The sequence below is a fragment of the Halorarum halophilum genome (assembly GCF_013401515.1).
Taxonomy (GTDB): domain Archaea; phylum Halobacteriota; class Halobacteria; order Halobacteriales; family Haloferacaceae; genus Halorarum; species Halorarum halophilum.
The window spans coordinates 148063-173554 of the sequence record NZ_CP058529.1 but is presented as its reverse complement, the minus strand read 5'-3'; the positions used below and the strand labels follow the sequence as shown (position 1 = coordinate 173554).

Annotated in this window: 27 protein-coding genes; 14 read left to right on the top strand and 13 right to left on the bottom strand. The window is 70.0% G+C overall.

Going from position 1 to position 25492, the window contains the following annotated elements; genetic code table 11:
• Nucleotides 1-78: 78 nt before the first annotated feature.
• A complete protein-coding gene (locus tag HUG10_RS00935; protein ID WP_179167764.1) occupies nucleotides 79-1302 on the bottom strand; it encodes a glycosyltransferase family protein in 1224 nt (407 codons plus the stop codon).
• Nucleotides 1303-1441: 139 nt separating this feature from the next.
• Here HUG10_RS00935 and HUG10_RS00930 point away from each other — a divergent pair, with 139 nt between their 5' ends.
• From HUG10_RS00930 to HUG10_RS00920, 3 genes are all read left to right on the top strand, one after another.
• Nucleotides 1442-1666, top strand: coding sequence for a DUF3311 domain-containing protein (locus HUG10_RS00930; protein WP_179167763.1), 225 nt, complete (start codon nucleotides 1442-1444; stop codon nucleotides 1664-1666).
• Entirely contained in the window at nucleotides 1659-3137 is a 1479-nt protein-coding gene (locus tag HUG10_RS00925) for a sodium:solute symporter family protein (RefSeq protein WP_179167762.1), read from the top strand. The genes HUG10_RS00930 and HUG10_RS00925 overlap by 8 nt, the downstream gene beginning before the upstream one ends.
• A 405-nt stretch (nucleotides 3138-3542) precedes the next feature.
• Complete coding sequence (locus tag HUG10_RS00920; RefSeq protein WP_179167761.1) at nucleotides 3543-4460, top strand: HFX_2341 family transcriptional regulator; 918 nt, start codon at nucleotides 3543-3545, stop codon at nucleotides 4458-4460.
• A gap of 70 nt (nucleotides 4461-4530) precedes the next feature.
• Here the strand turns inward: HUG10_RS00920 and HUG10_RS00915 are convergent, their stop codons facing one another.
• Together HUG10_RS00915 and HUG10_RS00910 are read right to left on the bottom strand one after the other, a co-directional pair.
• The gene (locus HUG10_RS00915; RefSeq protein ID WP_179167760.1) at nucleotides 4531-5625 is read right to left on the bottom strand and encodes an enolase-like domain-containing protein; all 1095 of its coding nucleotides are present in this window, start codon (nucleotides 5623-5625) and stop codon (nucleotides 4531-4533) included.
• A gap of 113 nt (nucleotides 5626-5738) precedes the next feature.
• Complete coding sequence (locus HUG10_RS00910; protein ID WP_179167759.1) at nucleotides 5739-6503, bottom strand: DUF1405 domain-containing protein; 765 nt, start codon at nucleotides 6501-6503, stop codon at nucleotides 5739-5741.
• 243 nt (nucleotides 6504-6746) lie between these two features.
• Here HUG10_RS00910 and HUG10_RS00905 point away from each other — a divergent pair, with 243 nt between their 5' ends.
• Entirely contained in the window at nucleotides 6747-6944 is a 198-nt protein-coding gene (locus tag HUG10_RS00905) for a hypothetical protein (protein WP_179167758.1), read from the top strand.
• A 203-nt stretch (nucleotides 6945-7147) separates the two neighbouring features.
• Nucleotides 7148-7831: a DUF1405 domain-containing protein gene (locus HUG10_RS00900; protein WP_179167757.1), complete on the top strand. Its 684-nt coding sequence runs from the start codon at nucleotides 7148-7150 to the stop codon at nucleotides 7829-7831.
• Between the two features lie 264 nt (nucleotides 7832-8095).
• Here HUG10_RS00900 and HUG10_RS00895 read toward each other — a convergent pair whose 3' ends face one another.
• On the bottom strand, nucleotides 8096-8314 hold the full coding sequence (locus tag HUG10_RS00895; RefSeq protein WP_179167756.1) for a DUF4177 domain-containing protein: 219 nt from the start codon (nucleotides 8312-8314) through the stop codon (nucleotides 8096-8098).
• Nucleotides 8315-8494: 180 nt separating this feature from the next.
• Between HUG10_RS00895 and HUG10_RS00890 the strand changes: the two genes are divergently transcribed.
• Complete coding sequence (locus HUG10_RS00890) at nucleotides 8495-9163, top strand: ArsR/SmtB family transcription factor (protein ID WP_179167755.1); 669 nt, start codon at nucleotides 8495-8497, stop codon at nucleotides 9161-9163.
• Nucleotides 9164-9188: 25 nt separating this feature from the next.
• Here HUG10_RS00890 and HUG10_RS00885 read toward each other — a convergent pair whose 3' ends face one another.
• Nucleotides 9189-9707, bottom strand: a complete 519-nt coding sequence (locus HUG10_RS00885; protein WP_179167754.1) for a hypothetical protein — start codon at nucleotides 9705-9707, stop codon at nucleotides 9189-9191.
• Nucleotides 9708-9885: 178 nt separating this feature from the next.
• On the opposite strand from HUG10_RS00885, the gene gatD reads away from it, so the two are divergent.
• The 6 genes from gatD (at nucleotide 9886) to HUG10_RS00855 (ending at nucleotide 13497) form a co-directional block, all read left to right on the top strand.
• Entirely contained in the window at nucleotides 9886-11145 is a 1260-nt protein-coding gene (gene gatD, locus HUG10_RS00880) for a Glu-tRNA(Gln) amidotransferase subunit GatD (RefSeq protein WP_179167753.1), read from the top strand.
• Nucleotides 11136-12074, top strand: coding sequence for a GNAT family N-acetyltransferase (locus HUG10_RS00875; RefSeq protein ID WP_246310194.1), 939 nt, complete (start codon nucleotides 11136-11138; stop codon nucleotides 12072-12074). The genes gatD and HUG10_RS00875 overlap by 10 nt, the downstream gene beginning before the upstream one ends.
• A 69-nt stretch (nucleotides 12075-12143) precedes the next feature.
• Nucleotides 12144-12368, top strand: a complete 225-nt coding sequence (locus HUG10_RS00870) for a hypothetical protein (RefSeq protein ID WP_179167752.1) — start codon at nucleotides 12144-12146, stop codon at nucleotides 12366-12368.
• Nucleotides 12369-12406: 38 nt separating this feature from the next.
• Nucleotides 12407-12685, top strand: a complete 279-nt coding sequence (locus HUG10_RS00865) for a hypothetical protein (protein WP_179167751.1) — start codon at nucleotides 12407-12409, stop codon at nucleotides 12683-12685.
• A 26-nt stretch (nucleotides 12686-12711) separates the two neighbouring features.
• Nucleotides 12712-12954, top strand: a complete 243-nt coding sequence (locus HUG10_RS00860; protein ID WP_179167750.1) for a hypothetical protein — start codon at nucleotides 12712-12714, stop codon at nucleotides 12952-12954.
• A gap of 144 nt (nucleotides 12955-13098) precedes the next feature.
• Nucleotides 13099-13497: a hypothetical protein gene (locus tag HUG10_RS00855; RefSeq protein WP_179167749.1), complete on the top strand. Its 399-nt coding sequence runs from the start codon at nucleotides 13099-13101 to the stop codon at nucleotides 13495-13497.
• Between the two features lie 57 nt (nucleotides 13498-13554).
• Here HUG10_RS00855 and HUG10_RS00850 read toward each other — a convergent pair whose 3' ends face one another.
• Nucleotides 13555-14019, bottom strand: a complete 465-nt coding sequence (locus HUG10_RS00850; RefSeq protein WP_179167748.1) for a hypothetical protein — start codon at nucleotides 14017-14019, stop codon at nucleotides 13555-13557.
• Between the two features lie 128 nt (nucleotides 14020-14147).
• On the opposite strand from HUG10_RS00850, the gene HUG10_RS00845 reads away from it, so the two are divergent.
• Together HUG10_RS00845 and HUG10_RS00840 are read left to right on the top strand one after the other, a co-directional pair.
• A complete protein-coding gene (locus HUG10_RS00845) occupies nucleotides 14148-14774 on the top strand; it encodes an adenylate kinase (RefSeq protein WP_179167747.1) in 627 nt (208 codons plus the stop codon).
• A 60-nt stretch (nucleotides 14775-14834) separates the two neighbouring features.
• Nucleotides 14835-15671, top strand: a complete 837-nt coding sequence (locus tag HUG10_RS00840) for a dolichyl-phosphate hexose transferase (protein WP_179167746.1) — start codon at nucleotides 14835-14837, stop codon at nucleotides 15669-15671.
• Nucleotides 15672-15699: 28 nt separating this feature from the next.
• On the opposite strand, the gene HUG10_RS00835 is transcribed toward HUG10_RS00840, so the two are convergent.
• The 7 genes from HUG10_RS00835 to HUG10_RS00805 are packed head-to-tail and all read right to left on the bottom strand — an operon-like array spanning nucleotide 15700 to nucleotide 25462.
• Nucleotides 15700-17370: a GMC family oxidoreductase gene (locus HUG10_RS00835; protein ID WP_179167745.1), complete on the bottom strand. Its 1671-nt coding sequence runs from the start codon at nucleotides 17368-17370 to the stop codon at nucleotides 15700-15702.
• Nucleotides 17363-17947: a gluconate 2-dehydrogenase subunit 3 family protein gene (locus HUG10_RS00830; protein WP_179167744.1), complete on the bottom strand. Its 585-nt coding sequence runs from the start codon at nucleotides 17945-17947 to the stop codon at nucleotides 17363-17365. The genes HUG10_RS00835 and HUG10_RS00830 overlap by 8 nt, the downstream gene beginning before the upstream one ends.
• A 36-nt stretch (nucleotides 17948-17983) precedes the next feature.
• Complete coding sequence (locus tag HUG10_RS00825) at nucleotides 17984-20161, bottom strand: ArnT family glycosyltransferase (protein WP_179167743.1); 2178 nt, start codon at nucleotides 20159-20161, stop codon at nucleotides 17984-17986.
• Complete coding sequence (locus HUG10_RS00820; protein WP_179167742.1) at nucleotides 20158-21399, bottom strand: ABC transporter ATP-binding protein; 1242 nt, start codon at nucleotides 21397-21399, stop codon at nucleotides 20158-20160. The genes HUG10_RS00825 and HUG10_RS00820 overlap by 4 nt, the downstream gene beginning before the upstream one ends.
• Nucleotides 21392-23026, bottom strand: coding sequence for an ABC transporter permease (locus tag HUG10_RS00815; RefSeq protein WP_179167741.1), 1635 nt, complete (start codon nucleotides 23024-23026; stop codon nucleotides 21392-21394). The genes HUG10_RS00820 and HUG10_RS00815 overlap by 8 nt, the downstream gene beginning before the upstream one ends.
• Nucleotides 23026-24228, bottom strand: coding sequence for an extracellular solute-binding protein (locus HUG10_RS00810; protein WP_179167740.1), 1203 nt, complete (start codon nucleotides 24226-24228; stop codon nucleotides 23026-23028). The genes HUG10_RS00815 and HUG10_RS00810 overlap by 1 nt, the downstream gene beginning before the upstream one ends.
• Nucleotides 24221-25462 (bottom strand): alpha-1 4-glucan-protein synthase, encoded by a 1242-nt coding sequence (locus tag HUG10_RS00805; RefSeq protein WP_179167739.1) that lies wholly within the window; start codon nucleotides 25460-25462, stop codon nucleotides 24221-24223. The genes HUG10_RS00810 and HUG10_RS00805 overlap by 8 nt, the downstream gene beginning before the upstream one ends.
• Nucleotides 25463-25492 lie beyond the last annotated feature (30 nt).

The following is a 25492-nucleotide window of genomic DNA, read 5'->3' as shown; positions in this document are numbered from 1 at the left end:
TTGCTCGCGCCGGCTACCCCGGCCTACACGATCCGGTCGTCTCGCTCGGCGAGACTCGTCTCGCGCACCCGCGTCCGCTCACTCGGTCGCGTCGTCGACGTCGGTCGCCGCGTCCGCGTCGGCGCCCGTTACGGCGTCCACGTCCGCGGCGGCTGCCGCGCCCACCGCGGACGGATCGAGGGACGTCTCCCTCCACGAGGGGAGCCTGTCGTCCGCGCCTGGCGGGCCGATCGCCTCGGCGTACGTCGCCACCTGCTCGCGCTCGTCGGCCGCGTCGTAGTCGAGGCCGTTGAACGCCGCGTCGGTCGCGTACGACCGGACGAACGAGTCGGCGGCCTCGCGGTAGCGCGCCGGCAGGGTGTCGTACGCCGGTTCCACCCCGCGTTCCTCGACCGCCCGGAGGAGCGCGGCGCCGACTGAATCGCTCATGTCCGAGAGCCCCGTCGGCCCGGAGACGGCGCGGTGGTCGTGGGTGTAGCTCCCCAGGTCGACCTGCGCCGTCCCGTCGAACCCCGCGGCCGCGAAGGCGTCCGCGAGGGTGCCGACCTCCAGCCCCCAGGTGCGCTGGACGCGGAGCGAGGCGGCGACGTCGGTTGTCGCGGCGAACTCGCCTGCGAGCGCGTAGCGGAACGAGTCGAGATACGAGAGCAACGGGTCGTCGTGGGCGTCGCAGAGCGCCCGGACGAGCGGGGCGAAGAACAGTCGGAACAGCCGGCCGTACAGCCGCCCACCCTCGACGCGGGCGTAGTACCCCTTCGAGAACTCGTAGCCGTGCGCGAGGGGGAACACCAGACGTCGGACGTACTCCCGCGAGTACGACGTGGTGTCGGCGTCGTGGAGGACGACGTACTCCGCGTCGGCCGCGTCGAGCGCGATGCCGAGCGCGAGCCAGACGTCCCGTCCCTTCCCCCGGCCGCCGTCGAGGTCGGCGTCCGCGAGGAGGTCAGCCACCCTGGGCCCGTCACACCACAGCAGGTCCAGCGGGAGGTCGAAGCCGTCGAGCCAGTCCCGTACCTCCCCGACGCGCGAGGCGGAGGCGCGCAGGGGGACGACGACCCGGCCGACGTCGAGCGCCTCCAGTTCCGACAGCACCCGTTCGGCGGCGATGCCCGCGTACTCCCGTTCGGTCATCGGGACGACGACCGACGCGCGCCCCGTCGGCACGGCCCGGGGATCGAGGCCGGGTCGCGAGTCGACACCTGGTCGGGAGTTCGATGCGGTCCCCCCGCCCGCGTCGATTCCCGTCCTCGTCCCCACGCCGAGGTCGTGGAGCGTCGCGACGCGCTCCTGGACGTACTCCATCGGGAGAGCGTGAGTCCGTCCGGCGCATAAAGCCGGTGTTCCGCTCGGCGGGCGGGATTGAAGAGAATTTGTCTTCGGAACCGGTTATAGACAGAAGGAACAGTAACACTTAGGGAGTAGACACGGGAATCCCGCTTCGATGACCCGGAAACGGACGGACTTCCTGTGGGTGCTCGCGTTCGCCGTCCTGGTGGCGCTCGCGGTCCCCTGGTTCCTGTGGCGCGACGCGACGACGGTCGCCGGCCTCCCCCTCTGGCTCTGGTGGCACATCGCCTGGATGGCGCTCGCATCCCTGACCTTCTACGGCTTCACGCGCGGGGCGTGGGACCGCGGCGTCGACGCGGAGGCGATCTACCGTGGCTGACGTCGGCCTCTCGCTCGGCATCGTCGGTGGCTACCTGCTGGTCGCGCTCGCGATCGGCCTGCTCGCCTACCGGCTCACCGACCGCAGCGCCGAGGACTACTACCTCGCGAGCCGATCGGTCGGAACGGTGGTGCTCCTGTTCACGACGTTCGCCACCCTGCTGTCGGCGTTCACGTTCTTCGGGGGTCCGAACGTCGCGTTCTCCGCTGGCCCTGAGTGGATCCTCGTGATGGGGCTGATGGACGGCATCCTGTTCGCCATCCTCTGGTACGTCATCGGCTACAAGCAGTGGCTCGTCGGGCAGGCGCACGGCTACGTCACGCTCGGGGAGATGCTCGGGGATCGCTTCGGCTCGCGACTGCTTCGGGGAGTCGTGGCGGGCGTCGGCCTGCTGTGGCTGTTCCCGTACGTGATGCTCCAGCAGGTCGGGGCCGGCCAGGCCATCGTCGGCCTGACCGACGGCGCGGTTCCCTACTGGGCCGGCGCGGCGCTCATCACCGTGTTCATGGTGCTGTACGTCGGCCTGGCCGGGATGCGCGGGGTCGCCTGGACCGACACGCTCCAGGGGCTGTTCATGCTCGGCGTCGTCTGGATCGCCGTCGCGTGGGTGCTCTCGGCCGCGGGCGGGTTCGGCTCGGTCTCCTCCGCGCTCGCGACGAACAGGCCGGAGTTCCTCGCGCTGGGCGGCGGGCTGTACAGCCCGCAGTACGTCATCTCGACGGCGGTCGTCATCGCCTTCGGCGTGACGATGTTCCCGCAGGTGAACCAGCGGTTCTTCATCGCGCGCGACGCGGCGACGCTGAAGCGTTCGTTCGCGCTCTGGCCGGTGCTCGTGCTCCTGCTGTTCGTCCCGACGTTCCTGCTCGGCACGTGGGCCGCGGGGCTCGGCATCACGGTGCCGGACGGCGGGAACGTCATCCCCGCGCTCCTGCGGGAGTACACGCCGGTGTGGTTCGCGGCGCTGGTCATCGCCGGGGCGATGGCCGCGATGATGTCCTCCTCTGACTCGATGCTGCTCTCGGGGGCGTCCTACTTCACCCGCGACCTCTACCGGCCGTTCGTCGCGCCGGACGCGAGCGACGAGCGCGAGGGATGGGTCGGCCGCGTCGGCGTCGCCGTCTTCGCGGGGCTCACCTTCCTCGCGTCGCTGGTCACGGGCGCCGGCACCGGACTGAACTTCCTCGTCGAACTCGGCGACACGGCGTTCGGCGGGTACGCCCAGTTGACCATCCCCGTCATGCTCGCGCTGTACTGGGGCGGCGTGACCCGCTGGGGCATCGCGTCGGGCGTGATCGTCGGGCAACTCGCCTACCTGTCGCACGTGTTCCTCCCGCTGCCGGCGACGTACCTCACCTGGGACTTCGCCCTGTGGTGCATGCTGCTGGGCGCGGTCGTGACCGTGGGCGTCTCGATCGTGACCTCGCCCGCAGTAGGAGAGGATGCCGCGAAGTTCGGCGTCTCCGCTGATTAGCTCTGAAATCATTCGTCGATCGCTTTCCGTTCTCGGTCATTGGTACCACCGCGGAGATCAACTTGAAAACCCCACCCGACCGCCCACAGGGGGGAATGGAAGGGGCCGCGGCTGTCGACGAAGGCGCGGACCGACAAGCACCGCAGCGCGACCGAAGGGAGCGCGAGGAGCGTGGTTCGAAAGGCGCGGAGCGCCTTTCGTCATCACGAAAGACTGCGCAAAGCGCAGTCTTTCGAACGACAGCGGCCGCACCGAGTCGACAGCCGCGGGGGCTTCCGAGGTTACGGGAACGGTCGTGGACGCGTCGGCCCTGAAAGCAGACGAACCGGAGATATCGAGCGAGTCGAATCCAACCAATCATCGCGGCACGCTTTTCCCACCCCGAGCAATACCTCACACCAATCAATGCAGACGCACGTCGTCCCGGTCGGCTTCGACTACGACCGGCTCATCGCGCCCCTCGTCCGCGACCAGCTCGACGTGGATCGCGTGGTCCTCCTCGAGGGCGCGGTGGGGAGCGAGGCGAACGTCGAGTACTCGCGCAACCTCGCCAAGAAGCTGGAGACGGACTTCGGCAACCTGCTGGGCGCCGAGACGGAGCGGGTCCCGATCGCTGACGTGTACGACTACGACGCCGCCTTCGAGCAGGCGTACGACCTCATCAACGCCGAACTCGACGCCGGCTCCGAGGTGTGGGTGAACGTCTCCGCGATGCCCCGTCCCGTCTCGTTCGCGTTCGCCACCGCCGCCCACTCGGTGACCCTGGAGCGCCAGGAGGACCGCGACCGCATCCACACCTACTACACCGCCCCCGAGAAGTACCTCGAGACCGAACTCGCCGAGGAACTCCGGGCCGAGCGCGACCTCCTCGCCGACCTCCGGGCGGGCGAGGACGTGGACGAGGACCGGGTCGCCGAGCGCCTCAGCGCGGCCGGCGACCTGCTGGAGGAGTTCGACGAGCGCGGTGTCACCATCGGCGCGAAGGAGATCGACGGGAGCCACATCGTCGAACTGCCGGTGGCCTCCTTCTCGAACGTCAAGCCGTTCGAGGAGGTCATCCTCTTCAAGCTCGGTGAGCACGGCGAGTTCGACTCCGTGAGCGACCTGGCGAAGTCGCTCGCCGCGGAGCTGAACGAGGAGTACACCGACGCGTTCCGGTCGAAGGTCATCTACAACGTCGACCGGCTCGGCCCGGGTGGGAAGGGGTACGTCGAGCAGGAGTCCGGCGGGAAGTCCTACCGGACGCGGCTCTCGCGCATCGGGGAGCTGTGGGTGCGCGCCCACCACGAGGACGGCGAGGCCGACCTACAGGAGGCCTCGTAGTTCGCCGACGAGTTCGCGGGCGAACCGTCGACGGACGGAGCGAGGACACCGTCACGCGCCGACCGACCGCTCAGAAGTCCAGCCCGCGTGGCGCGGCCGACGGCGCGAGTGGGCTCGCGGGCAGGCGCGCAGGGACCTCGTGGTCGTTGTACGTGCCGGGGGCGACGTCGTTCGGCCCGTCGGGGTAGAACAGCGACGCGAGGAGGTGGAGGTGCGACCGGCCGACGCCGAGTTCGAACTGGCCGCCGCCGTACAGCGACACGTCGCGCTCGGCTGCCCACTCAAGCGTCTCGAACAGCGACTCGATCGTGCCGAACCGCGAGGGCTTGACGTTCAGCCACCGCGGTTCGAACGGGAGCGCATCGACGCTCCCGACGCCGGTGATGGGGTAGTCCCACGAGACCCGGTCCTCCTCGCCCTCGAAGATCCGCCGTGTCTCGTCGGTCAGGTTCGGGTCCTCGAGGACGGCCTCGGGGAACGCCGACACCACGCGCTCGTAGAACGCGGGGTCCGGCTCCTGGTCTACGTCGGTCCCCTCGTACAGCCCCTTCAGGTCGAGGATGCGGACCCGCTCGACCGGCAGCCCCTCGAACACCGCGTCCGACCAGTCGCTCGTCGGGTCGAGTTTGAACTCGACGCCCGGAACCCGCTCGGAGATGGTGTTCACACGGTCGAGGCTCGGCGGGTCGCCGAGCCGCGTCGAGGCGACGAACCGAACGGGATCGCGGTCGCGCCCAAGTACCGTTCCGAGGTCCGTGTCGGCCCGCCGGAGCGCCAGGTCGAGCGCCGCGCTCTCGACGGCCCATCGTCGGTACGGTCGGGCCGTCATCCGCTCCGGGTCGCCTCGGGGGAACAGGTCCGCGTCGTCGAGGTGGTCGGAGAACTCTGCGAACGTCCACTCCCCGAGTAGTTCGGAGAAATCGGCAGCCGCGTCCCCGTCGGCCGCGGCCGCCCCGTCGGTCGCCGCCTCCGGGTCGTCGTACAGCGCGTCGTGGTCCGGGGCGTCGTAGGTGACGTCCTCCCCTCTACCGAGTTCGCCGCCGCCGCGCAGGCGGAACGTCGTCGTGACGCGCTCGAAGCCGGAGGAGGTGTCGCGTGCCCGGCGTCGCAGGGCGACTGACTCGACTGTGACGGGGAGGTCGGCGACGGCGTCGTAGAGTGCCATACGACGTTCTGGTCCGCGCACCCCTTAACGTCGTGACCTCCGAGAACTCCGCGGTTCCCTCATACCGCACGTCGACGGGCTCCACACCTCTGCGAGCCCCAACCCTCCGCGAGCTACGCCCGGCGGTCGTTCCGCGCCTTCGCCCGCCGCGTGGCCAGCGCGAGGAGCGTCGCGGTGACGGTGAGCGTGACGGCGCCGGCGGCCGCGACGGTGTGGATCTCGGGCGGGTGGGTGAACCCGCCGGCGACGGCGTCGTACCCCTGACCGGGGAGGAGCGTGTGGTGGGGGGTTCCGACGATCGGCACGAAGTAGTCCAGGACGTCGTTGAGGCCGTACCAGGCGACCGCGACGGCGACGGCGCGGAGCGGGAAGTCGGAGAAGCGGTGGAGGAGGAACGCCTCGACGACCATCGCGAGGTGCGAGAAGAAGAGGAACAGGTACATCGGCAGCGCCGTCCCGGCGAGGAAACCGTCCGCGAACGCGAGCAGGACGAACGGCGTCCAGAGCCCGAGCTTCCAGCAGCCGAAGAACGCCATGACGTTCCAGTACTCGCTGGGTCGGCCGAGCCACCAGAGCCCGAGCGCGACGGCGATGAACAGCGTCGCCACGGGGCTGTCGGGCACGAACGCCCACATGATCGACGGTTCGCCGGCGAACTGACCGGTGATGAGGGGGTCGGACAGCGGGAGGGGGTGGAAGCCGTAGTACCAGAAGCCGAACGCGGTGCCGACGAGGTTGACGAGCGCGATGACGCCGGCGAGTCGCAGGCCGAAGTTCTCCAGCCATCGCGGGAGGGGCGCGACGTACCAGGGGAGTTCGTCCGGTTCGGGCAGCCCGTCGTCGGCGAACAGCGACCGGACGTCGGCGGTAGAGACCATACGGAATCGGACGGAGCGAGGGACCGACCCGTCATAGCGGTGGCGGTCCGCCCACGAGGCGTCCTCGTCCCCCGAACTTGTCGGCGTGGGAACTGCAGCTGTCGACGAACTGGGCGGCTGGCGGGCCCGGCGGCGGGGATGGGCTACGTCCGGCCGACAGGCTGGTGACGGGCAAACCTGACCGGGGACGTGTCCCACCCCTCGAGGACATCCTTATTGAAACGGGATGCCTCCCTAGCGAGGATGGCAAAAGTCGTTTACGAGGGGCCGAGCGGGATCGAGGAGGCGGAGGTGGATGCAGACAAGATCTCGGACTCGGGGAAGGTACGCGGCGTCAGAATCAAGCTCGACGACGGTTCCTACCTCCACGTTCCGTATACCCGCCTCTACTCGATAGAGATGAGCGAGGAGGAGGGGCAGGTAGACTACTCCTCCCGGTAGCCCCCGTTCGCCCGCACATCGCGACACCACCGCTCGAAACACCGTGAGTCGAAGCGGCGAGTTCACACGCCCACGCAGCGGTCGGACACTCCCCGTAACGCAAACGACGCCCGTTGGCGCCCGGAGCAGCCGGCGCTCCACCACCGATCACTGTCGGTTCGAGGACCGGGAGGGCTATCCCACCCCCGTCCGAACCGCCGATCGTGCCACCGGACGACCTCGTCCCGCGCGAGCTGGCCGAGTTCTACCTCACTACGCCGTGGACGCTCGCGCTGCTGCTCGTCACCAACGGACTGGCGTTCCTCGTCGGCGTCCGGTACTACGTCGAGACGCTACCGTCGGTGGCGACGTACGCCTGGCCGCTGTACGGCGACTCCCCCACGGCCATCGCGCTCGGAACGCTCGTACTCGCCGCTGTCCTCCCGTTCGCCGGACGGCGACTCGCCGACGTTCCACGGAACCGCCTGCTCGATGCACTCGTCACGCTCGCGGTCGTCTGGCTCCTCAAGACGGGGCTCTGGACGTTCCTCGCGCTGAACGTCCCGCTCGTCCGTCCGGACCTCCCGAACGACCTCTACGTCGGCTTCGGCCCCGACTCGCTGTGGGCCTACTGGGGCATCCTCCTCACCCACCTCGCGTTCCTGCTGTGGGCGGGCGTGCTCGCGCACGTCGGGCGGACGAGTCGGCGTGCGCTGGCCGCGGTGCTCGTGCTCGCGCTGGCGAACGACCTGTTCGACTACGGCTTCCTCGTCGGCCTCCCGCTGTCGAACTACCCGCCCGTCCGGTACGAACCGGGGTGGCTGCTCGCGGCGGCGACGGTGCTCACGTCCCTCCTCGCCGTCGGCGTGGCGGCTCGGCTCCTCACCCGGCGGAGTGCAGGCCAGTAGGAGCGTTCGAACGGAGCGCCACCACCCGACCTGATGGCTTCCGCGGGGTCGACGCTGGCTTCCGGAATACGGGTAGTGTTCAGTTAGGAGAGAGGGGCGGTAGGAGGGCTGGTTCGGAGGGTTGCGGAATTCCCGCCCGAGAATGCTTGGCTGGCCAGTCGTCGCCAGTCTTTGTCCGGTGAGTCGCTTGACTAAACACTGCCAGCGCGACATGGCGTCGCGCGTACACCCGGCGTGCGGTTCGAGCGTCGTGCGACGCTCAGGTCAGCGTTCCCGGCGGAGGATCAGGTCCGCACCGCCCCACCAGTTGACGACGGCCTCGTCGAGTTCCCACCCGTCGTGAGCGAGTTCGTTCAGTAGCTGCTCGGTCTCGTCGTGCTTGATCCGGAACCAGAGGAGGCTGGAGGGCGCGGGGACGACCTTGTACTCGTGCTCGCCGCTCCAGGACGACTCGCCGCCGAAGCGGTCGGTGAGACTGCTCATCGAACCGGGTGACGAGGGAGCGACTCATAGCCGTTGTGGTAACCCGTGGCCGTCGTGTTTAGTTACTGAAACCACTGAAAACCGGCTCCAAACGTTCGCTCGCTGGTTGAATGGGACTATCTAAACACGACCGGGGTACGACGAGCACCTTTTATGTAGCGGGTCGCTTACCTCACGTGTATGGACTCCGCGGTACTCCTCGATCTCCTCGGCAACGAGAACCGCCGGCGCATCCTCCGGCTACTCTCGCACAAGTCGTGTTACGTGACGGAGATCTCCGAGTACCTCGGCGTGTCGCCGAAGGCCGTCATCGACCACCTCCGAAAGCTCGAGGAGGCGGGGATCATCGAGAGCCACACCGACGACCGGCGGCGGAAGTACTTCCACATCGCCCGGGACATCAGGCTGGAGGTGAACGTCTCCCGCCACGGCTTCGGCGCGAAGAGCGCCTACCCGGCGAACCCGAGCCTCGACATCGCCGGTCGCTGCCCGCACATGCAGTTCGACGCCGAGGTCCCCTCGGAGCCGCCGACCGAGAACGACGACCTCGCGGAACTGGCCGCCGAGTTCGACCGGCTCCAGGAGCTGGAGAGCGAGCTATCGCTCGCGCAACGATGGGTCCACGGTCGCATCAGCGAGACGCTCGACCGGGTGAACGATCAGCTCGGCGTCGATGCGGACTCGCGGTTCTTCGCCGAACTCCTCGCGGCGGTCGTCGCGACGGACGGCTCCGTCCCGTCGGTCGCCGACGAGGTCGGGACCGACAGGGAGACCGTCGAGGAGGGACTCCGACAGCTCGCCGACGGCGGTCTGTTGCGGAACAGGGGCGGGTCCTGGGCGCTGGCGTAGCCTTCGATCAGATTACCGGTTCGATTCAGACGTCCCGCGTCAGCCCGTCGCGGAGGTCCCGCCCGAAGTAGTAGCCCGTGAGCGACAGCAGGAGGCCGACCCCCACGCCGACGCCGACCCCCGCGACCGCTGCCGAGACGCCGAACTCCGCGACCAGGTTCGTGCCGAGCAGGAGGCTACCGCTGGTGAGCAGACCGAGGAGGAACACGCCCGTGGCGGAGAGCGCGCCGGCCGTGCCGACCTCGAGGTACGCGCGACGGGACCGGAGGAGCCCGAGGGCGAAGCCGGCGACCCCCAGGCCGAGATAGCGCGTCAGCCCGCCGATCAGCGGGACGGCGCTGCCGACGACGAGACCGGCGACACAGACGACCAGCGAGAGGAGGAACCCGCGGAGTGTTAGCGGCGTCCGTCCCAGTAGTCCGCCGCGGTTTCCGGATCCCTTCGACGCGGTCGAGGAATCGTCCGCGTCGGCTTCGCTCCCCGAACCGGAGTCGCTCACGTCGCGGTCGGCGAGTTCCTTGAGCTCCTCGACGCTCTTCGACATGTTCGAGCGTCGGTGACGAGGTGCTATGATTCTTGTGTCGCGATGCGCCGGTGTTCTCGACGGAAACCGTGGTCCCATCGGGCCCGATGGTCACGACCGCCCCGAAATCCTCCGATCGGTCCGTCAACGATAACCCGACAAGGGCAGTTTCAAGTCCGGCCACGGCCCACTCGAACGTATGTCACCGAGCCCCGGAGACCGCGTCCGCGTCACCCACGCGGACGTGACGGACGAGGGCGTGTTGATGCCCTCCTCGGACGCAGAACACCTCGTCGTGAAACTGGAGGGCGGCTACAACGTCGGCGTCGCCCGCGAGGACGCCGACGTCGAGGTGCTCGAGAGCGACGCCCACGTCGTCGGCGAGGAGGACGGAGACGAGGACGACGTCTCGGAGATCGAGTTCGACGACGACCTGCCGACCGTCTCACTCATCTCCACCGGCGGGACCATCGCCTCGACGGTCGACTACCGGACCGGCGCCGTGACCGCGCAGTTCGACGCCGAGGACGTGCTCCGCGCCGTCCCTGACCTCGCCGGCCGGGCGAACTACCGCGGGCGCGTCGTCGCCAACATCCTCTCGGAGAACATGGAGCCCAACGTCTGGCAGCGGCTCGCCGGCGCGGTCCACGAGGAGATCGAGGCCGGCGCCGACGGCGTCGTCGTGATGCACGGCACCGACACCATGCAGTACTCCGCGTCGGCGCTGTCGTTCATGCTCGACACGCCCGTCCCCGTCGTGTTCACCGGGAGCCAGCGGTCGGCCGACCGCCCCTCCTCGGACAACGTGATGAACGCCGTCTGCGCCGTCGAGGCCGCGAAGGCCGACTGCGCGGAGGTGATGGTCTGCATGCACGGGACGCCCTCGGACGACTACTGTTCGCTCCACCGCGGGACGCGTGTGCGGAAGAACCACACCTCGCGCCGTGACGCGTTCCAGACGGTCGGCGGCGAGCCGCTCGGCCGCGTGGACTACGAGACGGAGGCCGTGACGTTCGCCGACGGGAGGGAGTACGCCGAGCGCGACGGGGTCGAACTCGACGTCGCCCCCGATCTCGAACCGGGCGTTGAGCTCGTGAAGTTCACGCCCGGCATGGACCCGGCCGCGTTCGACTACCTCGACGGGAAGGCCGGCGTCGTCGTCGAGGGGACGGGCCTCGGGCACGTCCACACCGACCGGATCCCGCGGCTCGGCGAACTCGTCGACGAGGGCGCGACGGTCGTCATGACGAGCCAGTGCCTCGAGGGACGGGTCTGCGACCGCGTGTACGACACCGGCCGCGACCTGCTCGACGCCGGCGTCGTGGAGGCCGGCGACACCCTCCCCGGGACGGCGAAGGTGAAGCTGATGTGGGCGCTCGCCAACGTCGAGGATCCGGCCGACGCGATGGGCCGCGACCTCGCCGGCGAACTCACGGAGGAGTCCCGGCCGTGGGCGTGACCGACTCGAACCCCGAGTTCACCGTCCGCCAGGCCCGCGCGGACGACGAGGAGGCGGTCGTCTCGTTCACCCGGAACACTTGGGGCGACCGGCACGGCGACTACATCCCGGAGGTGTTCGGCCACTGGGTCGAGACGGACGGCCCCGACCAGCGGACGTTCGTCGTCGACGTGAACGACGGCGCCGACGTCGCCGGCGTCGCCCAGGGCGTCATGCTCTCCGACACGGAAGGGTGGGCCCAGGGAATGCGCGTCAACCCCGACTACAGGGGTCAGGGACTCTCCCCGAGCCTCTCGGAGGCGATGTTCCGGTGGACCCGCGAGCGGGGCGCCGCGGTCTGCCGGAACATGGTGTTCTCGTGGAACGTCGCCGGCCTCGGCCAGTCGCGCGCGGTCGGCTTCGAACCGGCCACGGAGTTCCGCTGGGCACAGCCCGACCCGGACCCGGACGCCGCGCCCGACCTCGACGTGACCGCCGACCCCGCCGCAGCGTGGGCCTGGTGGGGTTCCAGCGACGCCCGGACGCACCTCCGCGGGCTGGCGATGGACGCGAACGAGTCCTGGGCGGTCTCGGAGTTCCGACGCGAACAGCTCCGCGAGGCGGCCGACGACGACCGCCTGTTCGTCGCGAACGACGGCGGAACCCGCGGGTTCAGCTACCGGTCGTACGACTACGAACGGGAGACCGAGGAAGGAGACGCCGAGACCTGGGGAATCTACGGCGTCGGCGCGTGGGAGACGACGGACGCCGCCCGAGCGGTCCTCCGTGCGGTCGCACGCGACGCCGGCGAGCAGGGCTACGACAACACGCGCGTACTGATTCCTGAGGGTGCGGGCCCGGTGAGCGACGTCGCGGCCGCACGGATGAGCGTCTCCGACGAGCCGGACTTCGTGATGAGCGCGGACCTCACGGACCCCGACGTCGTCTGAGACGGCCCTCGGCCGGTGGCGCTCCGGCCGGCCACCGGCTATTTCCGAATCCCCCGTGTACAGCGGACCATGTTCACGCCTGCCGTCCTGCAGGTTCCCGGCGGAGTCGAGTTGCTGGCGTTCAACGTCCTCATCGCGCTCGTCGTCGGTTACTTCATCTACCGCGACGCGCAGAAGCGGACCGACAACGCCGCGCTCTGGGCCGTCGGCATGGCCGCGGCGTCGCTGTTCCTTTCCCTGATCGGGTTCGTAATCGCGTACGTCGTCTACTACATCGTCGTCGTGCGGAAGTGAGCCGGTCGATTTTTGTCCGATTCGGGTGACGTACGCGTATGGTCCCCCTCTTCGGCGCGCTCCCGGGCGGCGGAACGTTCGCGACCGCACTACTCGTTCGACTGGTCCCGACCGCCTGCATCGCCCTGCTGGTCGGGTGGGACGCCGGCCTCCGGAGCGACAACCCGCGGGCGTGGCCGACGGCCGTCGTGCTCGCCGGCCTCGGCTCCGTCCTCTCGGCTGTCGTCGTCAGTCTGCTCTACGTCGTCGCGGGGCGCGACCACCCGAGGCCGGATCCCTCCGGGCGGGACGGGGAGGCGCCGGAACGGGAAATTTGATACCGGAGAGGTGAGACGGGCGGAGCATGGTCCCCCTCTTCGGTGCGATCCCCGGCGGTCCGGAACTGCTCATCGTCTTCCTGATGTTCGGGGCGTTCGGCCTGCTCATCCCCGTCGGCGTCGCCTACTGGGTGTACCAGGACGCGACGGCCCGTCGTAACGACAACGCGACGGTCTGGGCGATCGCGACAGTCGTCGCCGGGCTGTTCGCCTGGATCGTCGGCGCGCCGGCCGTGGCGCTGTTGTACGTGCTCGTCGGCCGGGAGTGACGTGCGTAGCGGTTCGGTCGAACTCCTCGATGGGTTACCGGTTCAGCGGAATCCCCGCTAAGTATTGGTGGGTTCCAGATCGCTTACCCGGAAAGTCGTCAGTAAATAGAAATTACTTATATTATCACTCCGGATAGGTGAAATATGTCCTTGCTCTCGCGTCGAGCAGTCCTCCTCTCAGGGTTGACTGTTTCGGTCTCGGCAACTACGGGGTGTCTCGGTGGACTTGGAAACTCCAACGACCTTGACGTACGACTCTACAACGCTGATACGGTCAAACATGAGGCCAGAGTGGACATCACTGGTGACTTCACCGGTCGCACGAGGTCTGCCACGCTCGGTTCCGATGAGGAGACTCTATTCGAAGATCTCATACCGATACTTGACTACGACCACCAGTTCACGATCACAGTGACTGTCGATGGCACCGAGGTATCTACGACGGAACACAGATTGGAAGAGTGGCGACCGTATCTAATTGAAGTTGAAGATTCGGAAACGGTCTCGGTAACAGAAGTGATCACTCAAAAGCAACCTGACTGAGCGGTTCTTCCATTCTCGATAGCGTTTCAGTAATAGAATTCCAGCGAAGCAGCGAAGTTACACCTGCACGACCCAGGCCCGGTAGCCCTCCGGCTGTTCGTACACCTCGCGGAACGCCCGCTCCAGGAAGTCGGCGAGTCGGTTCGCGTCCGATCGGGCCGAGATGCGGACGTTCGTCCCGTCGGCCTCCTCGGGCGACTCCATCTCGTCGATGCGGAACTCCGGATACTCGTCGAGCAGGGCGTTCAGGCGCTCCAGTTCCCCGTCGGTGCAGTCGAGGTTGAACGTCTTCTCGGCGAACTGGATCCACGGGGGCGCCCGCGGTTCGTCCTCCTCGGCTTCCTCGTCCCCGCCGTCGGTTCCGCCCGCCTCGCCACCGTCGTCCTCACCGAACTGCACCGCCTGCTCGGGTTCGCGGGCCTCGACCGTGAGGAAGGAGCTGCCGCGGGTTCGGTGGGCGGTCACGGCGTCGGCGAAGAGCTTCCGCCGGTCGGTCGGCTCGTCGGCGTCGAAGCGTGTCATACGTCCGGGTACGACGAACCGGGGTAAAAACCGGGCGCTCCCCGGTCCTCGCCGGGGGCCGACCTTCTCCCCGGGCAAGGCGAGCGGCTTTCAGCACGCCTTTTACCGTGGCCGGGGACGGTTTCGACATGGGCGATCACCGAATCCTGCTGCTCGGACCGCCGGGTGCCGGCAAGGGAACGCAGAGCACGCGCCTCGCCGACGAGTACGGCCTCGACCACATCACGACCGGCGACGCGCTCCGGGCGAACAAGGGGATGGAGACGGAGTACGGGACGCCCGGCGAGTACATGGACGCCGGCGAACTCGTCCCGGACCCGGTAGTCAACGAGATCGTCGTCACCGCCCTCGAGGACGCCGACGGCTTCGTGCTCGACGGCTACCCCAGGAACCTCGAACAGGCCGAGTACCTCTCGGAGCAGACGGACCTCGACACGGTGGTCTTCCTCGCCGTCCCCGAGGATGAACTGGTCGACCGCCTCACCGGCCGCCGGGTGTGTTCCGAGTGCGGCGCGACCTACCACGTCCGGTTCGACCCGCCCGAGGAGGAGGGCGTCTGCGACGAGTGCGGCGGCGAGCTGGTCCAGCGCGAGGACGACACCGAGGAGACCGTACGCGAGCGCCTCCGCGTCTACCGCGAGAACACCGAACCCGTCGTCGAGCACTACCGCGAGGAGGGATCGCTGGTCGAGGTCGACGGCGAGGGGACGCCCGACGACGTGTTCGACCGCATCCGCGACGTGGTCGAGGGCTAACCGAGACGTTCCTTTTCGGCCAACCTAAAACCTCAAGTGATGGCCGCCCGACCCACAGGTATGAACGCGGACGTGCCGGTCGAACCCGAAACGGACCGAGCGAGCGGACCCCTCGACGGGGACGCGTCGACCGACACGGGAACCGCCACCGAGGTGCGGACCGGCACCGCCGAACCGTCCGGCGGGGAAGGAGGCACCAACGACGACGAGAATGGGTACACCTTCGACGACGTGAGCGTCGTCATGGGTACGTACAACGAGGAGGCCGCCGTCGGCCACGTCCTCGCGGACATCGATGCGGTCACGGACGGTCGCGCGGAGGTCGTGTGCGTCGACGGCTCGGACGACCGAACGCCGGAGATCGCGCGCGAGCACGGCGCCCGCGTCATCGAGCAGGAGCCCCGGGGGTACGGCGTCGCCGTCGAGGCGGCGCTGTCGGCGGCCGACCGTCCGGTCGTCGTCACCACCGACTGCGACGACACGTACCCGATGGAGGAACTGCCGGCGTTCCTCGCGGCCGTCAACGACGGCGCCGACGTGGTGGGCGGCGACCGGCTCTACTGGGGGGCCGCCGAGATGCCGGCGCTGAACCGACTCGGCAACCGGGCGTTCGCGACGCTCGCGAGCGTCCTCGCGGGCGAGCGCGTCCACGACACCACCACCGGCATGCGGGCCTACCGCCGCGAGGTGATCGAGACCATCGAGTGGACCGAGAACACCGGCCTCTCGGCCGAGCTCCTCGTCCGGCCGCTGATGCGGGGCTACGAGGTCGTCGAACGCCCCATCCCGTACGACGAGCGGCGCGGCGAGACGAAACTCGACCCGTTCGCCGGCGGCGCCGCCATCGCGAAGTCCATCCTCACCGTGACGTTAGAGGAGCGCCTCCGGCGGCTCTGACCGACTGGACTGCACTACCGGGTCGCGATCACAGTTCTGCGTCCAGATGGTCCGCGACCCGGAGCGCCAGCGCCGCGATGGTGAGCGTCGGGTTCATCGCGCCGCTCGTGACGAATGTGCTCGACGAGGGGACCCAGCAGTTCTCCAGGTCGTGCGTCCGGAGTCGCGGGGTTACGACGCTCTCGGAGGGGTCCGTTCCCATCCGCGTCGTCCCCATGTGGTGGAACGCAGGTCCGGTGTTCGACGGACCGACGGTCCACCGGACCTCGGCGCCGAGTTCCTCCAGGATCCGTCGTTGGATCTCATTGGCGCGGCGAAGCGTCCGCCTCGTGCGGTCGTCGAGCGACCAGTGGACCGTCGGCACCGGGTTGCCGTGGTCGTCGGTGCGTGACTTGTCGAGGGTGATGCGGTTCTCCCGCCGGGGGAGCTGACCGACCAGTCCGCCCATCGCGACGTGGGTGCCGTACGACTCCCGGAGCGTCTCCAGCAGTTCGTCACCCCACTCGTCGCCTGAGAGCGCCGTCTCCACGGGCGAGGGGCCGGCGTAGTTCAGGAACTCCAGCTTGATCGGGCCGAGGTCGTCGTCCGCGGGCGGAATCGAGCCCCCTTTCCCCGACATGGCCGCGCCCGGGTCGTCGTAGAACTGATGGGACTCGCTCGTGAGGAAGCCGACGTGGTTCTGCCGGGTCGGTTCCCCGAGCACCCCGCCGACGCCGGCGAACAGGTGGTCCATGAAGTAGCGACCCACCAGCCCCGAGGAGTTCGCCAGGCCGTCAGGGTACCGTTCCGAGCGCGAGAGGAGGAGCAGTCGCGCCGTCTCGACGCCGCCGCAGGCGACGACTAACTGGCGGGCCTCCTGCCGCCGCTCGCTCCCGTCCGGGGTCGCGTACACGGCGGCCGCGACGCGTTCGCCCGCGTCGTCGTGTTCGAGTCGCTGGACGGGGACCCGCGTGAGCACCCGCGCCCCTGCCGCCTCCGCCCGCTCGACGTGTCGTTCGGCGGTGTACTTCGCGCCCGAGGGGCACACGGGCTTGCAGGTCCCGTAGCCGACGCACGCCGAGTCGTCGCCGCGGGACTCGGAGAGACGTGCGTTCGGCACGGAGTGGGTCGCCACCCCGAGTCGCTCGCACGCGCCGGCGAACAGCGAGTCGCTGTAGGATGGAGCGAACGCCGGCAACGGGTGTGGTTCCTCGCGCGGCGGGGCGAAGGGATTGTCCGCTGCGCCGGCGACGCCGAGTGCCGACTCCGCGGCCGCGTAGTACGGCCGGAGGTCGTCGTAGTCGATCGGCCAGTCGGCCGCGACGCCGTCGCGCGTCCGCCGCCGGAAGTCGGATTCGTGGAGGCGCATCACCATCCCCTGCCAGTGGAGCGTCGTCCCGCCGACACCCTTCACGCGCGAGGCGTTCAGCGGGTACCGGCGGTCGCCGCGGGTGGTGAACGCGTCGCGCTCGCCGCCCATATCCCACACCGAACCTGGGCCGAACGCGGGCCGGATAGCCTGCTCCATCCGTTCGCGCCGGTCCCCCTCGAAACGCTCGCCGGCCTCCAGCACGACGACGTCGTGGCCGGCCTCGGCGAGTCGATGGGCGACGAGCGCGCCCGCCGGACCGCTGCCGACGACGCAGACGTCGACGCGCTCGCTCGGCGTTCGGTCGGCGTCGAGAGCCTGATCGACGTCGTCCTCCGGCGACTCACTCATCCTCCACCCCATCTCGCGTCCCCGTTCCCCCGTCGCCTCCCTCGCCGTCCTCCGGCGGCTGTCGATAGCTGGTGATGCCGCCCGGGAAGCCCTGTGGGTTCTCGACACCGACGAGTTGGCCGCCCGTGGGCGTCGTGTAGAGCGCGTACAGCAGTTCGTTCACGAGGTAGTGGCGGACCCGCTCGGGGTCGTCGCCGTCGGGGACCGGGTCGGCCGCGTCGACGTCCATCTCGCGGAGGAGGGCGTCGCGGGCCTCCGGGTCGAGATCGACGAACCGAGCGTCGGACCACGCCTCCGCGTACTCGTCGAGCGCCGCCACGGCGTCGGCGACGCCGTCGCGGTACGCCGGACGGTCGCGCAACCGGCCGACGCTGTACGTCTCGACGAACTCGGGGACGCCGGAGACGGCGCTCGGGAACACCGTCCGCGCCACCGCCACGAGCGTCTCCCGCTCGGCGGTCGTGAACCCCCGGTCGTCCCTGTCACCCTCCCCCCAGCGGAGCGTCGCACAGCCGCCCGCGACCCCTGCACCCCCCGCAGCGAGCGCCGCCAGCGCGTCACGACGGCTCAACTCCATCGGAACCGGATTAGGGCGGCCTAAACAAATGGCTTGTCATCCGTTCGAGGCGAGTCCGTCGGGGGCGCTCCCGTTCGCCGTCGTCAGTTCGAGATCGGCCGAGACGCCCTCCCCGGCCGTACGGGGGACGTACGCCGCTTCCCCGCCGCAGAGACGCGGCGTCGTACACACTTCGGCGTAGGGCGTCAGCGCGCGGGCACCGTCCCCCTCGACGAGAACCGGAACATCGAGCCAGTAGCTGAACGCGGCCGTCCCTCCCGTGCTGACGTAGACCTCGAGTTCGAGCGTCTCGCGCCCCCGAACCGGGACCGACGTGTCGTCGCCGACCGGGCTGACGGGACCGTCGAGGGTCGCCCGCCCGTCCGCGACGATCAGCGAGAGCGGGAGGGAGTCGGGCGTCCCGTTCGCCGCGAACAACGCGCTCCCGTTCGCGCTATCGAGGCGGACCGAGACCGACTGCGCGTCGGTCGGGATTCCGACCGCCGCGTCCATCCGGACGCCGTCCCCCGAGACGTGGCGCACGCGCTGGAGTCGGGGCTCGACTGTCGCGCCAGCCGACGGCGCCCAGGTTCCGCGGTACGTGTAGCGGTAGAGGCTCCGGTCCGGGAACGCGTCGACGACGGCGAACTGGTTCTCCCGGAGCGCGTACACCGCGTCGCCGTCGTACCCGGGATCGTTCCGAAGCGGCTGGAACGGGTGGTTGAGCCAGTCGCCGTACGGCGTCGGGAGGAACACGAGCGCGTCGTCGAACGAGCGCTCCTCGAACGGCTCGTACGCCTCCGCGTACGCCTCCGTCACGGCGGCGTTCCGCTCGACCGGCTCCCCCATCGCGGTGGCCGCCGGCACCGCGAACGTCGCCGCGCTCACCACCGCGACGGCCGCGAGGAGCGCGGCCGAGCGTCGCTCCGACGGCACTCGGCCGCGCACGAGCGCCGTCAGGCGACCCCCGCCGACGATCAGCGCGTGGGCCGCGAACGCCGCCGCGGGGACGAGCACGTCGAAGTGGTAGTACGGCCCGAGCAGCGAGATCAGCCCGTCTCCGGGCGTCTCGAGGGTGCCGAGGACGTTCAGGTTCCCCCAGAAGAGGACGTTCCCCAGCGGGATGGAGAGGGCGAGACCGGCGAGCGCGAGCCGGCGGGAGTCGGCTCCCCCCTGACCGGCGGCCCGTGCCGCAACCAGGCCGAGGCCGACCGCGGCGAGCAGGCTCCCGACGGGGCCGCCTGCGACCCAGTCGGAGAGCAACGCGGCGAGCACCCGTGCGTTCGCCTCGATCGCGAGGCCCGGCGTGTACACGACCTCGTAGCCGAGGATCTCGCGACGGCCGAACCCCAGGCCGTCCGCGGGCGCGAACGCGGCGTAGGGGAACACCAGCGGGTCGCCCGTGAGACCCCAGTTGTACACGAGCGCGCCCGTGACGCCGGCACAGCCGAGTACCGCGGTGACGAAATTTCGGTCGAGCGCGTCGCGGTCGACCCCGTCGGCGACAGCCGAGGCGTGCGATCCCAGCGATCCGACCGCCCCCCAGTTGCCGATTCGCCAAACCGCGTGGGCGACGAACGGCGCCGCGAACAGCGTCGCCGTGTACGGCCGCGAGAAGAACGCGACGCCGACCGCGACGCCGGCGACCGCCGCCCAGGGGATGGATCCGGTGCGGTCGGCCCGCAGGTACGCGAACGCGAACAGGAGGTTCCACACGGTCGTCGCCGCGTACGGGAGGAACACGCCAGACTGGACGACGAACAGCGGCGAGGCGAGGAGGAACCCGGCGGCGACGGCGCCGTGGCGCGCGTCGAACGCCTCACGGACCGTCAGGTGGGTCAGGACGACGACGGCGGCGGCGATGCCGCCGAGCGCGAGTCGGGGACCGCCGAGCAGCGTCCCGACCGCGAACATCGCCGCCGGCACGGGCGCGTACTTCGAGTACAGCGAGCCGTCTTCGGCTCGGACGAAGAACCACGGCCGGAACGACTCGGCCACCGGCGGGTCGAGGAACAGTCGCCCGTCGAGCAGCATCGCCGCCTGCTGCAGGTAGACGGCCTCGTCGTGGTTGGGCGTGTGGTAGGGGAACAGGCGCGTCGCGACGAGCACGGCGACGACCGCCGCGGCGACCGTCAGGAGGAGAGCGACGGCGTCCGCGCGAGTCACGCCCCTTCTCGCAGTGCGCGTCACGGAGTGGAGGCGCCGTCGGACCGCCCACGCGAGGCTGTCGATCATTCCCCGGCGGCGTCCGACGAGGCGGGGTACCACGCGAGCGTGTGGTCGGCGACGAGGTCGACCGCGACCCGTCGGTCCAGCGCGAACTCGGTCGCGTGGTTGTGTTCACACCGGACGACCCGGCCGCCGTCGAGTTCGACGTCGTAGACGAACGACGGGCCGGTGTACGTCCGGCCGACGATGACGCCGTCGCCCGCCCCCTCGGTCGGGACGGCGCGGAGGTCGTCGGGCCGTACGAGCACGTCGATGTCGGCCCCGTCGTAGTCGGGCGTCAGTCCCTGAAGCAGGTCCTCGCCGAGCACGCCCAGCGCCGTCTCGACGCTGCCGTCCTCGAAGCGGCCGGGGAGGAAGCTCGCCTGGCCGATGAACTCCGCGACGAACCGGGACTCGGGATGCTCGAACACCTCCTCGGGCGTGCCGACCTGCTCGACGGTCCCGTCGTGCATCACGGCGACGCGGTCGGAGATGCTGAGCGCCTCCTCCTGGTCGTGGGTGACCGAGACGGCCGTGACGCCGGCCTCCTTCAGGATACGGCGGACCTCCTCGCGCATCCGGGTCCGGAGCCGCACGTCGAGGTTCGAGAACGGTTCGTCGAGCAGCAGCACGTCCGGTTCGGGCGCGAGCGACCGGGCGAGCGCGACCCGCTGACGCTGGCCGCCCGAGAGCGCGTCGGGGGACGTGTCGGCGTACTCGGACAGTCCGACGAGATCCAGCAGGTCCGCCACCCGTCGCTCAGTTTCTCCGTTTCCGGCGTCCTGCAGGCCGAAGGCGACGTTCTCGGCGACCGAGAGGTGGGGGAACAGCGCGAACTCCTGGAACACCATGCCGACGTCACGGTCCTCGGGGTCCGTCGCCGCACCGTCGCCGGCGACCGTCTCGCCGGCCACGACGACGACCCCGTCGGTCGGCTCCTCCAGCCCGGCGATCGTCCGGAGGGTCGTCGTCTTCCCACAGCCCGACGGGCCGAGGAGGGTGAGCAGCTCCCCTTCCCGGACGGTCAGGTCGAGTCCGCTGACTGCGGTCTCGGTGCCGTACTCCCTGGCGACGCCCCGCAGTTCCAGCACTGGCTCGGCGTCGGCGTACTGATCCGAGGAGGCGTCCGCCTCGGTGTCGAGCACGTCCTCGGTCCCGTCGTCCGCTCCGCCCCCGTGACGCCGTCGTTCCCGGCCGCTTCCGACGGATGCGTCGCTCCCACCGGTCCCGTCCGCCGTCCCCTCGTCGAGCGTCCTCTCAACCATCGGTTCCCTCCTGGCGCAACAGGAGCACCATCGACAGGCCGGAGACGGCCACCAGCGCGAGCGCCGGCAGCGCGGCCCGGCCGTAGTACCCGGCCTCCTGAACTCGCCAGATGTACGTCACGAGCGTTGTAAACCCTGTCGGGTGGAGAACGAGCGTTGCGGGAAGCTCCTTCATCGTCGTGAGGAAGACCAGCGTGGCGCCGGCGACCAGCCCCGGCGCGATGAGGGGGAGCGTCACCCGGCGGAACGCGCCCCGCGGGGGCTCCCCGAGGGTCCGGGCCGCGCCCACGAGGTCCGCGTCGACGCCGAGCACCGACGACCGAGTGGTGCCCACCGCCTGGGGCAGGAAGCGGACGACGTACGCGAACACCAGCAGCGGGAGGGTCTGGTACAGCCCGGGGGCGTAGCGCGTCCCGAAGAACACCAGCGCGAGCGCGAGCACGACGCCGGGCATCGCGTAGCCGACGTACGTCGAGCGCTCCGCCAGCCTCGCCGCGACCGAATCGGAGCGCCCGGCGTAGTAGGCGACCGGCAGCGCGAGCACCACGGTCGCGGCGGCGGCGAGCAGCGAGGCGGACACCGAGTTCAGGCCGAACGACCACTCGAACGCGAGTCCCCCGCCCGCGTATGCCGGACCGCTCCTGAGCAGCCACATCGCGAGGATACTGACGGGCAGCGCGAGCGTGAACGTCGCCACGGCCGCCGGGAACAGCGTCGCGGGCCACCGAAGCCGACCCAGTTCGAGGACCGTCGACGACGACGCGGCCGACCCGTAGCCGCCGGACTCGTCGGGGCCGACCCGGGATTCGAGCGCGAGGACGAGCGCGGTGACGCCGAGCAGTTCGAGCGCGAGCACCGTCGCCCGGCCCTGCCCGAAGGCGCCGAGTTCGACGTAGATGACGCGCGTGAAGGCGTCGTACTGCATGATCGCAGGCGTCCCGAAGTCCGACAGGGCGTACAGCGCGACCAGCAGCGCGCCCGCGGTCACGCCCGGCGCGATCTGGGGCAACACGATCCGCCTGAACGCGGACCGGTAGTCGTGGTTCAGCGTCCGCGCTGCCTCCAGTTGCGCCGTGTCGAACGACAGCAGGGACGCGCGCGTCGTGAGGAACACGTAGGGGTAGACGAACAGCGTCAGGACGAGCACGGTTCCCTCGAGCCCGTAGATGGTCGGGACCCGAACGCCCAGCGGCGCCAGCAGGTCCGCGAGTTCGCCGCGCGGGCCGAACGCCGAGACGTACGCGAACGCGCCGACGTAGCTCGGCAGGACGAGCGGCAGCGCGGCGACGACGGTCCAGAAGCGGCCGAACGGGAGATCGGTCTGGACGGTGAGGACCGCGAGCGGGACGCCGAGCGCGAGCGATGCGGCGGTGACGAGGCCGACGAGCAGCAGGCTGTTGACGAGCACGCCGAGCGCGGTGGGGGAGGTGGCGAGCGCGACGGCCTCCACGACCCCGACCTCGGCCGCCCTGAGCACCAGCCATAGGACCGGCGACAGCACGGCGATGGCGACCGCCACGGCCGCGGCCGCCAGGAGCAGCCCGGCCGTTCCTCCCGCCGTTTCCTCGCCCCATCGGTGAGCGAGGACGCCGCCGCCGCCCGACGCGTCGTCGCCGTCGGTCGGCATCAGAGAACGCCGGTCTCCCGGAGCAGTTCCAGCGTCGGCTGGACGTCCGAGAGTTCGGTCAGGTCCAGTTCGGGCGGGTCCAGTTCGTCGATGGTGGGGAGGCCGCCGACCGGCGGGATCCCCGGGATCGTCGGGTACGCGTACGTCCGGGTGGCGAAGAACTCCTGGGCCTCCGCCGAGAGGAGGTGTCGGATGAAGTTCCGGGCGAGCTCCTCGTCGTCGCTCGGCGCCAGCTGTGCCGCGCCGGCGACGTTGATGAGCGCGCCCGCGTCGCCGCTGGTGAACGCGAGGTCGAGCGGCGCGTCCGGCCTGCTCGACCGCACACGGAGCGCGTAGTAGTGGTTCGCGAAGCCGGCGGCTATCTCGCCCTCCGCGACGGCGTTGGAGACGAGGAACTCGTCCTGGTACTCGGAGACGCCCGCGTCGAGCATCCCCCGCAGCCACCGTTCGGTCCGGTCGCGGCCCACGAGGACGCGCATCGCGGTGACGAACGCCTGGAAGGCGCCGTACGTCGGCGCCCAGCCCATCGCGCCCCCCAGCGGTGCCGCACCGGGGAAGTCCATCACGGTGTCGGGGATCTGGTCGGCCGAGAGCTGATCCGTGTTGTACGGGACTGCGCGGGCGCGGCCCGCGGTACCGACCCACTGGCCGTCGGGGTGGAAGGTGTCGGGAACCGGCTCGACGACCTCGTCGGGGAGCGTCGCGGTGAGCCCCTCGGCGGCCACAGCGCCGAGCGACCCCGCGTCGACGGACCAGAACACGTCGGCCGGCGTCGACTCGCCCTCGGTGACGATGGTGTTCGCGGCCTCAGCGGCGCCGTAGGCGCGGATCCGCCCCGTGAAGTCGGGGTAGATCCCCTCGAACAGCGAGACGAGGTCGCGGTAGAGTCCGCTCTCGCCGCCGCCGAGGTAGACGTCCAGTTCGCCGCTCAGTTCGGGCAGGTCCTCGATGCGGGTTCCCTCCAGGGGCGGCCGCGACTCGACGAGCGGCCCGGAGCCGCGGAAGTCCGAGAACGAGACCTCCCCGGGGGTCTCCGTGGACGATCCGAACGGGGAGCCGGACGAACAGCCCGCCAGTCCGGCCGTTCCGGCGGCGCCGGCCGCCGCGAGGAACCGCCGACGGCTCCGTCGAACCGTCCCGACCGGGTCGGCCCGCCCGACGCACCCGGCGTCCGCGTCGGAGTTCGGCGCTCCGTCAGTCATCGGCGGTCACCACCCGTCGCTCCTCGGCCGGCGCCAGCGCCGCGAGGCAATCCAGCCAGTCGCGCATGTACACCCCGCAGTGGGTCAGGAACGCGCCGTTCGCGTACTCGCTCCAGTCGCCGGTCGCGAGCCGCTCGGCCATCGCGTCGAAGACGGCCGCGTACTCCTCCGCATCGGCGACGCCATCGGTGTCGGGGGTCCCGGCGGTCGGTGGCGACACCTGGTCGACGATCTCCCAGAGGTGCTCGTTCAGTTCGAGCCCCGGCACCTCGTCGTTGAGGTCGTCGAACGTCGGTCGGGGCGCCTTGTTGTGCTCGCAGAGGGGGCTCCCCGTGACGATCCGGTCCCCGAGCAGGTCGGCCGCGCGCTTCAGGAAGACGCCCGACCAGATGTCGTCGAAGCGCCCGACGTCCCACTCGTTGTCGTCCATCGGGAGCTGGTAGAACGCGGGGACGACCTCCCGGCGGAACGCGAGGTTCATCGAGCAGACCGTGAGGTACTGGCCCGGCGCAGCGACGAAGTCCCCGTCGAAGTCCGCGGCCGACGTGCGGGTGCGGGCCTGTCCCCGCAGGTCGCCGTCCATCAGGATGCGGACGGCGTCGAGGTCGGGAACGTTCGTCCACAGCCCCTGCGAGGCGACGACGTTCTCGACGCGTGCGGTGTCCGTCTCGACGGCCTCGTCCATCGCCCCGTACGGGTAGCCCCGAGGGTAGAGGCCGTGCTCGTCGGCGTTCTGGTAGAGCACGTTCACCCACCGCTCGTCCGACCGCACCTCGGTCAGGTCGCCCTCGTACTCGAGGGTCGCGAGGTGCTCGCCGAAGAAGTCGTGGTCCGGGTGCGGGAGCGTGTCGTCGTCGACGAAGACGCCGTACTCGAACTCGTTGGCCCAGAGGTAGAGCAGGCCGAAGGAGGTCTGGGCGTGGCTGGCCGCGGGAACGAGGTGCCCGTAGTCGGCGACGCCGCGGTCCGCGAGCCACTCGTCCCGGCCGGCGCCGTCGAACACCGTGCCGGAGACGTCCTCCTCGCGGAGCATCGCCCGCATCGCGTCGGCGTCACAGAAGTCCTCGGTGACGAGGACGACGTGGAGCCGGTCGACGTCGAAGCCGTGCTGGCGGGCGTTCTCGACGTACGCCCGCACGCACTCGTACTCGCGGATCGTCGGGACGACTACGCAGATGTCCGGCGACTTCGTGCCGGCTCCCTTCCCCACCGATTCGAACGTGTCCGAAGCCATCTGTCGTCTCCACCGTTGTTTAGGCCGTCC

Coding starts and splice junctions, on each gene's coding strand:
- HUG10_RS00935 (WP_179167764.1), bottom strand. CDS start 1,302: ATGGAGTACGTCCAGGAGCGCGTCGCGACGCTCCACGACCTCGGCGTG.
- HUG10_RS00930 (WP_179167763.1), top strand. CDS start 1,442: ATGACCCGGAAACGGACGGACTTCCTGTGGGTGCTCGCGTTCGCCGTC.
- HUG10_RS00920 (WP_179167761.1), top strand. CDS start 3,543: ATGCAGACGCACGTCGTCCCGGTCGGCTTCGACTACGACCGGCTCATC.
- HUG10_RS00915 (WP_179167760.1), bottom strand. CDS start 5,625: ATGGCACTCTACGACGCCGTCGCCGACCTCCCCGTCACAGTCGAGTCA.
- HUG10_RS00910 (WP_179167759.1), bottom strand. CDS start 6,503: ATGGTCTCTACCGCCGACGTCCGGTCGCTGTTCGCCGACGACGGGCTG.
- HUG10_RS00905 (WP_179167758.1), top strand. CDS start 6,747: ATGGCAAAAGTCGTTTACGAGGGGCCGAGCGGGATCGAGGAGGCGGAG.
- HUG10_RS00895 (WP_179167756.1), bottom strand. CDS start 8,314: ATGAGCAGTCTCACCGACCGCTTCGGCGGCGAGTCGTCCTGGAGCGGC.
- HUG10_RS00890 (WP_179167755.1), top strand. CDS start 8,495: ATGGACTCCGCGGTACTCCTCGATCTCCTCGGCAACGAGAACCGCCGG.
- HUG10_RS00885 (WP_179167754.1), bottom strand. CDS start 9,707: ATGTCGAAGAGCGTCGAGGAGCTCAAGGAACTCGCCGACCGCGACGTG.
- gatD (WP_179167753.1), top strand. CDS start 9,886: ATGTCACCGAGCCCCGGAGACCGCGTCCGCGTCACCCACGCGGACGTG.
- HUG10_RS00870 (WP_179167752.1), top strand. CDS start 12,144: ATGTTCACGCCTGCCGTCCTGCAGGTTCCCGGCGGAGTCGAGTTGCTG.
- HUG10_RS00865 (WP_179167751.1), top strand. CDS start 12,407: ATGGTCCCCCTCTTCGGCGCGCTCCCGGGCGGCGGAACGTTCGCGACC.
- HUG10_RS00860 (WP_179167750.1), top strand. CDS start 12,712: ATGGTCCCCCTCTTCGGTGCGATCCCCGGCGGTCCGGAACTGCTCATC.
- HUG10_RS00855 (WP_179167749.1), top strand. CDS start 13,099: ATGTCCTTGCTCTCGCGTCGAGCAGTCCTCCTCTCAGGGTTGACTGTT.
- HUG10_RS00850 (WP_179167748.1), bottom strand. CDS start 14,019: ATGACACGCTTCGACGCCGACGAGCCGACCGACCGGCGGAAGCTCTTC.
- HUG10_RS00845 (WP_179167747.1), top strand. CDS start 14,148: ATGGGCGATCACCGAATCCTGCTGCTCGGACCGCCGGGTGCCGGCAAG.
- HUG10_RS00840 (WP_179167746.1), top strand. CDS start 14,835: ATGAACGCGGACGTGCCGGTCGAACCCGAAACGGACCGAGCGAGCGGA.
- HUG10_RS00835 (WP_179167745.1), bottom strand. CDS start 17,370: ATGAGTGAGTCGCCGGAGGACGACGTCGATCAGGCTCTCGACGCCGAC.
- HUG10_RS00830 (WP_179167744.1), bottom strand. CDS start 17,947: ATGGAGTTGAGCCGTCGTGACGCGCTGGCGGCGCTCGCTGCGGGGGGT.
- HUG10_RS00825 (WP_179167743.1), bottom strand. CDS start 20,161: ATGATCGACAGCCTCGCGTGGGCGGTCCGACGGCGCCTCCACTCCGTG.
- HUG10_RS00820 (WP_179167742.1), bottom strand. CDS start 21,399: ATGGTTGAGAGGACGCTCGACGAGGGGACGGCGGACGGGACCGGTGGG.
- HUG10_RS00815 (WP_179167741.1), bottom strand. CDS start 23,026: ATGCCGACCGACGGCGACGACGCGTCGGGCGGCGGCGGCGTCCTCGCT.
- HUG10_RS00810 (WP_179167740.1), bottom strand. CDS start 24,228: ATGACTGACGGAGCGCCGAACTCCGACGCGGACGCCGGGTGCGTCGGG.
- HUG10_RS00805 (WP_179167739.1), bottom strand. CDS start 25,462: ATGGCTTCGGACACGTTCGAATCGGTGGGGAAGGGAGCCGGCACGAAG.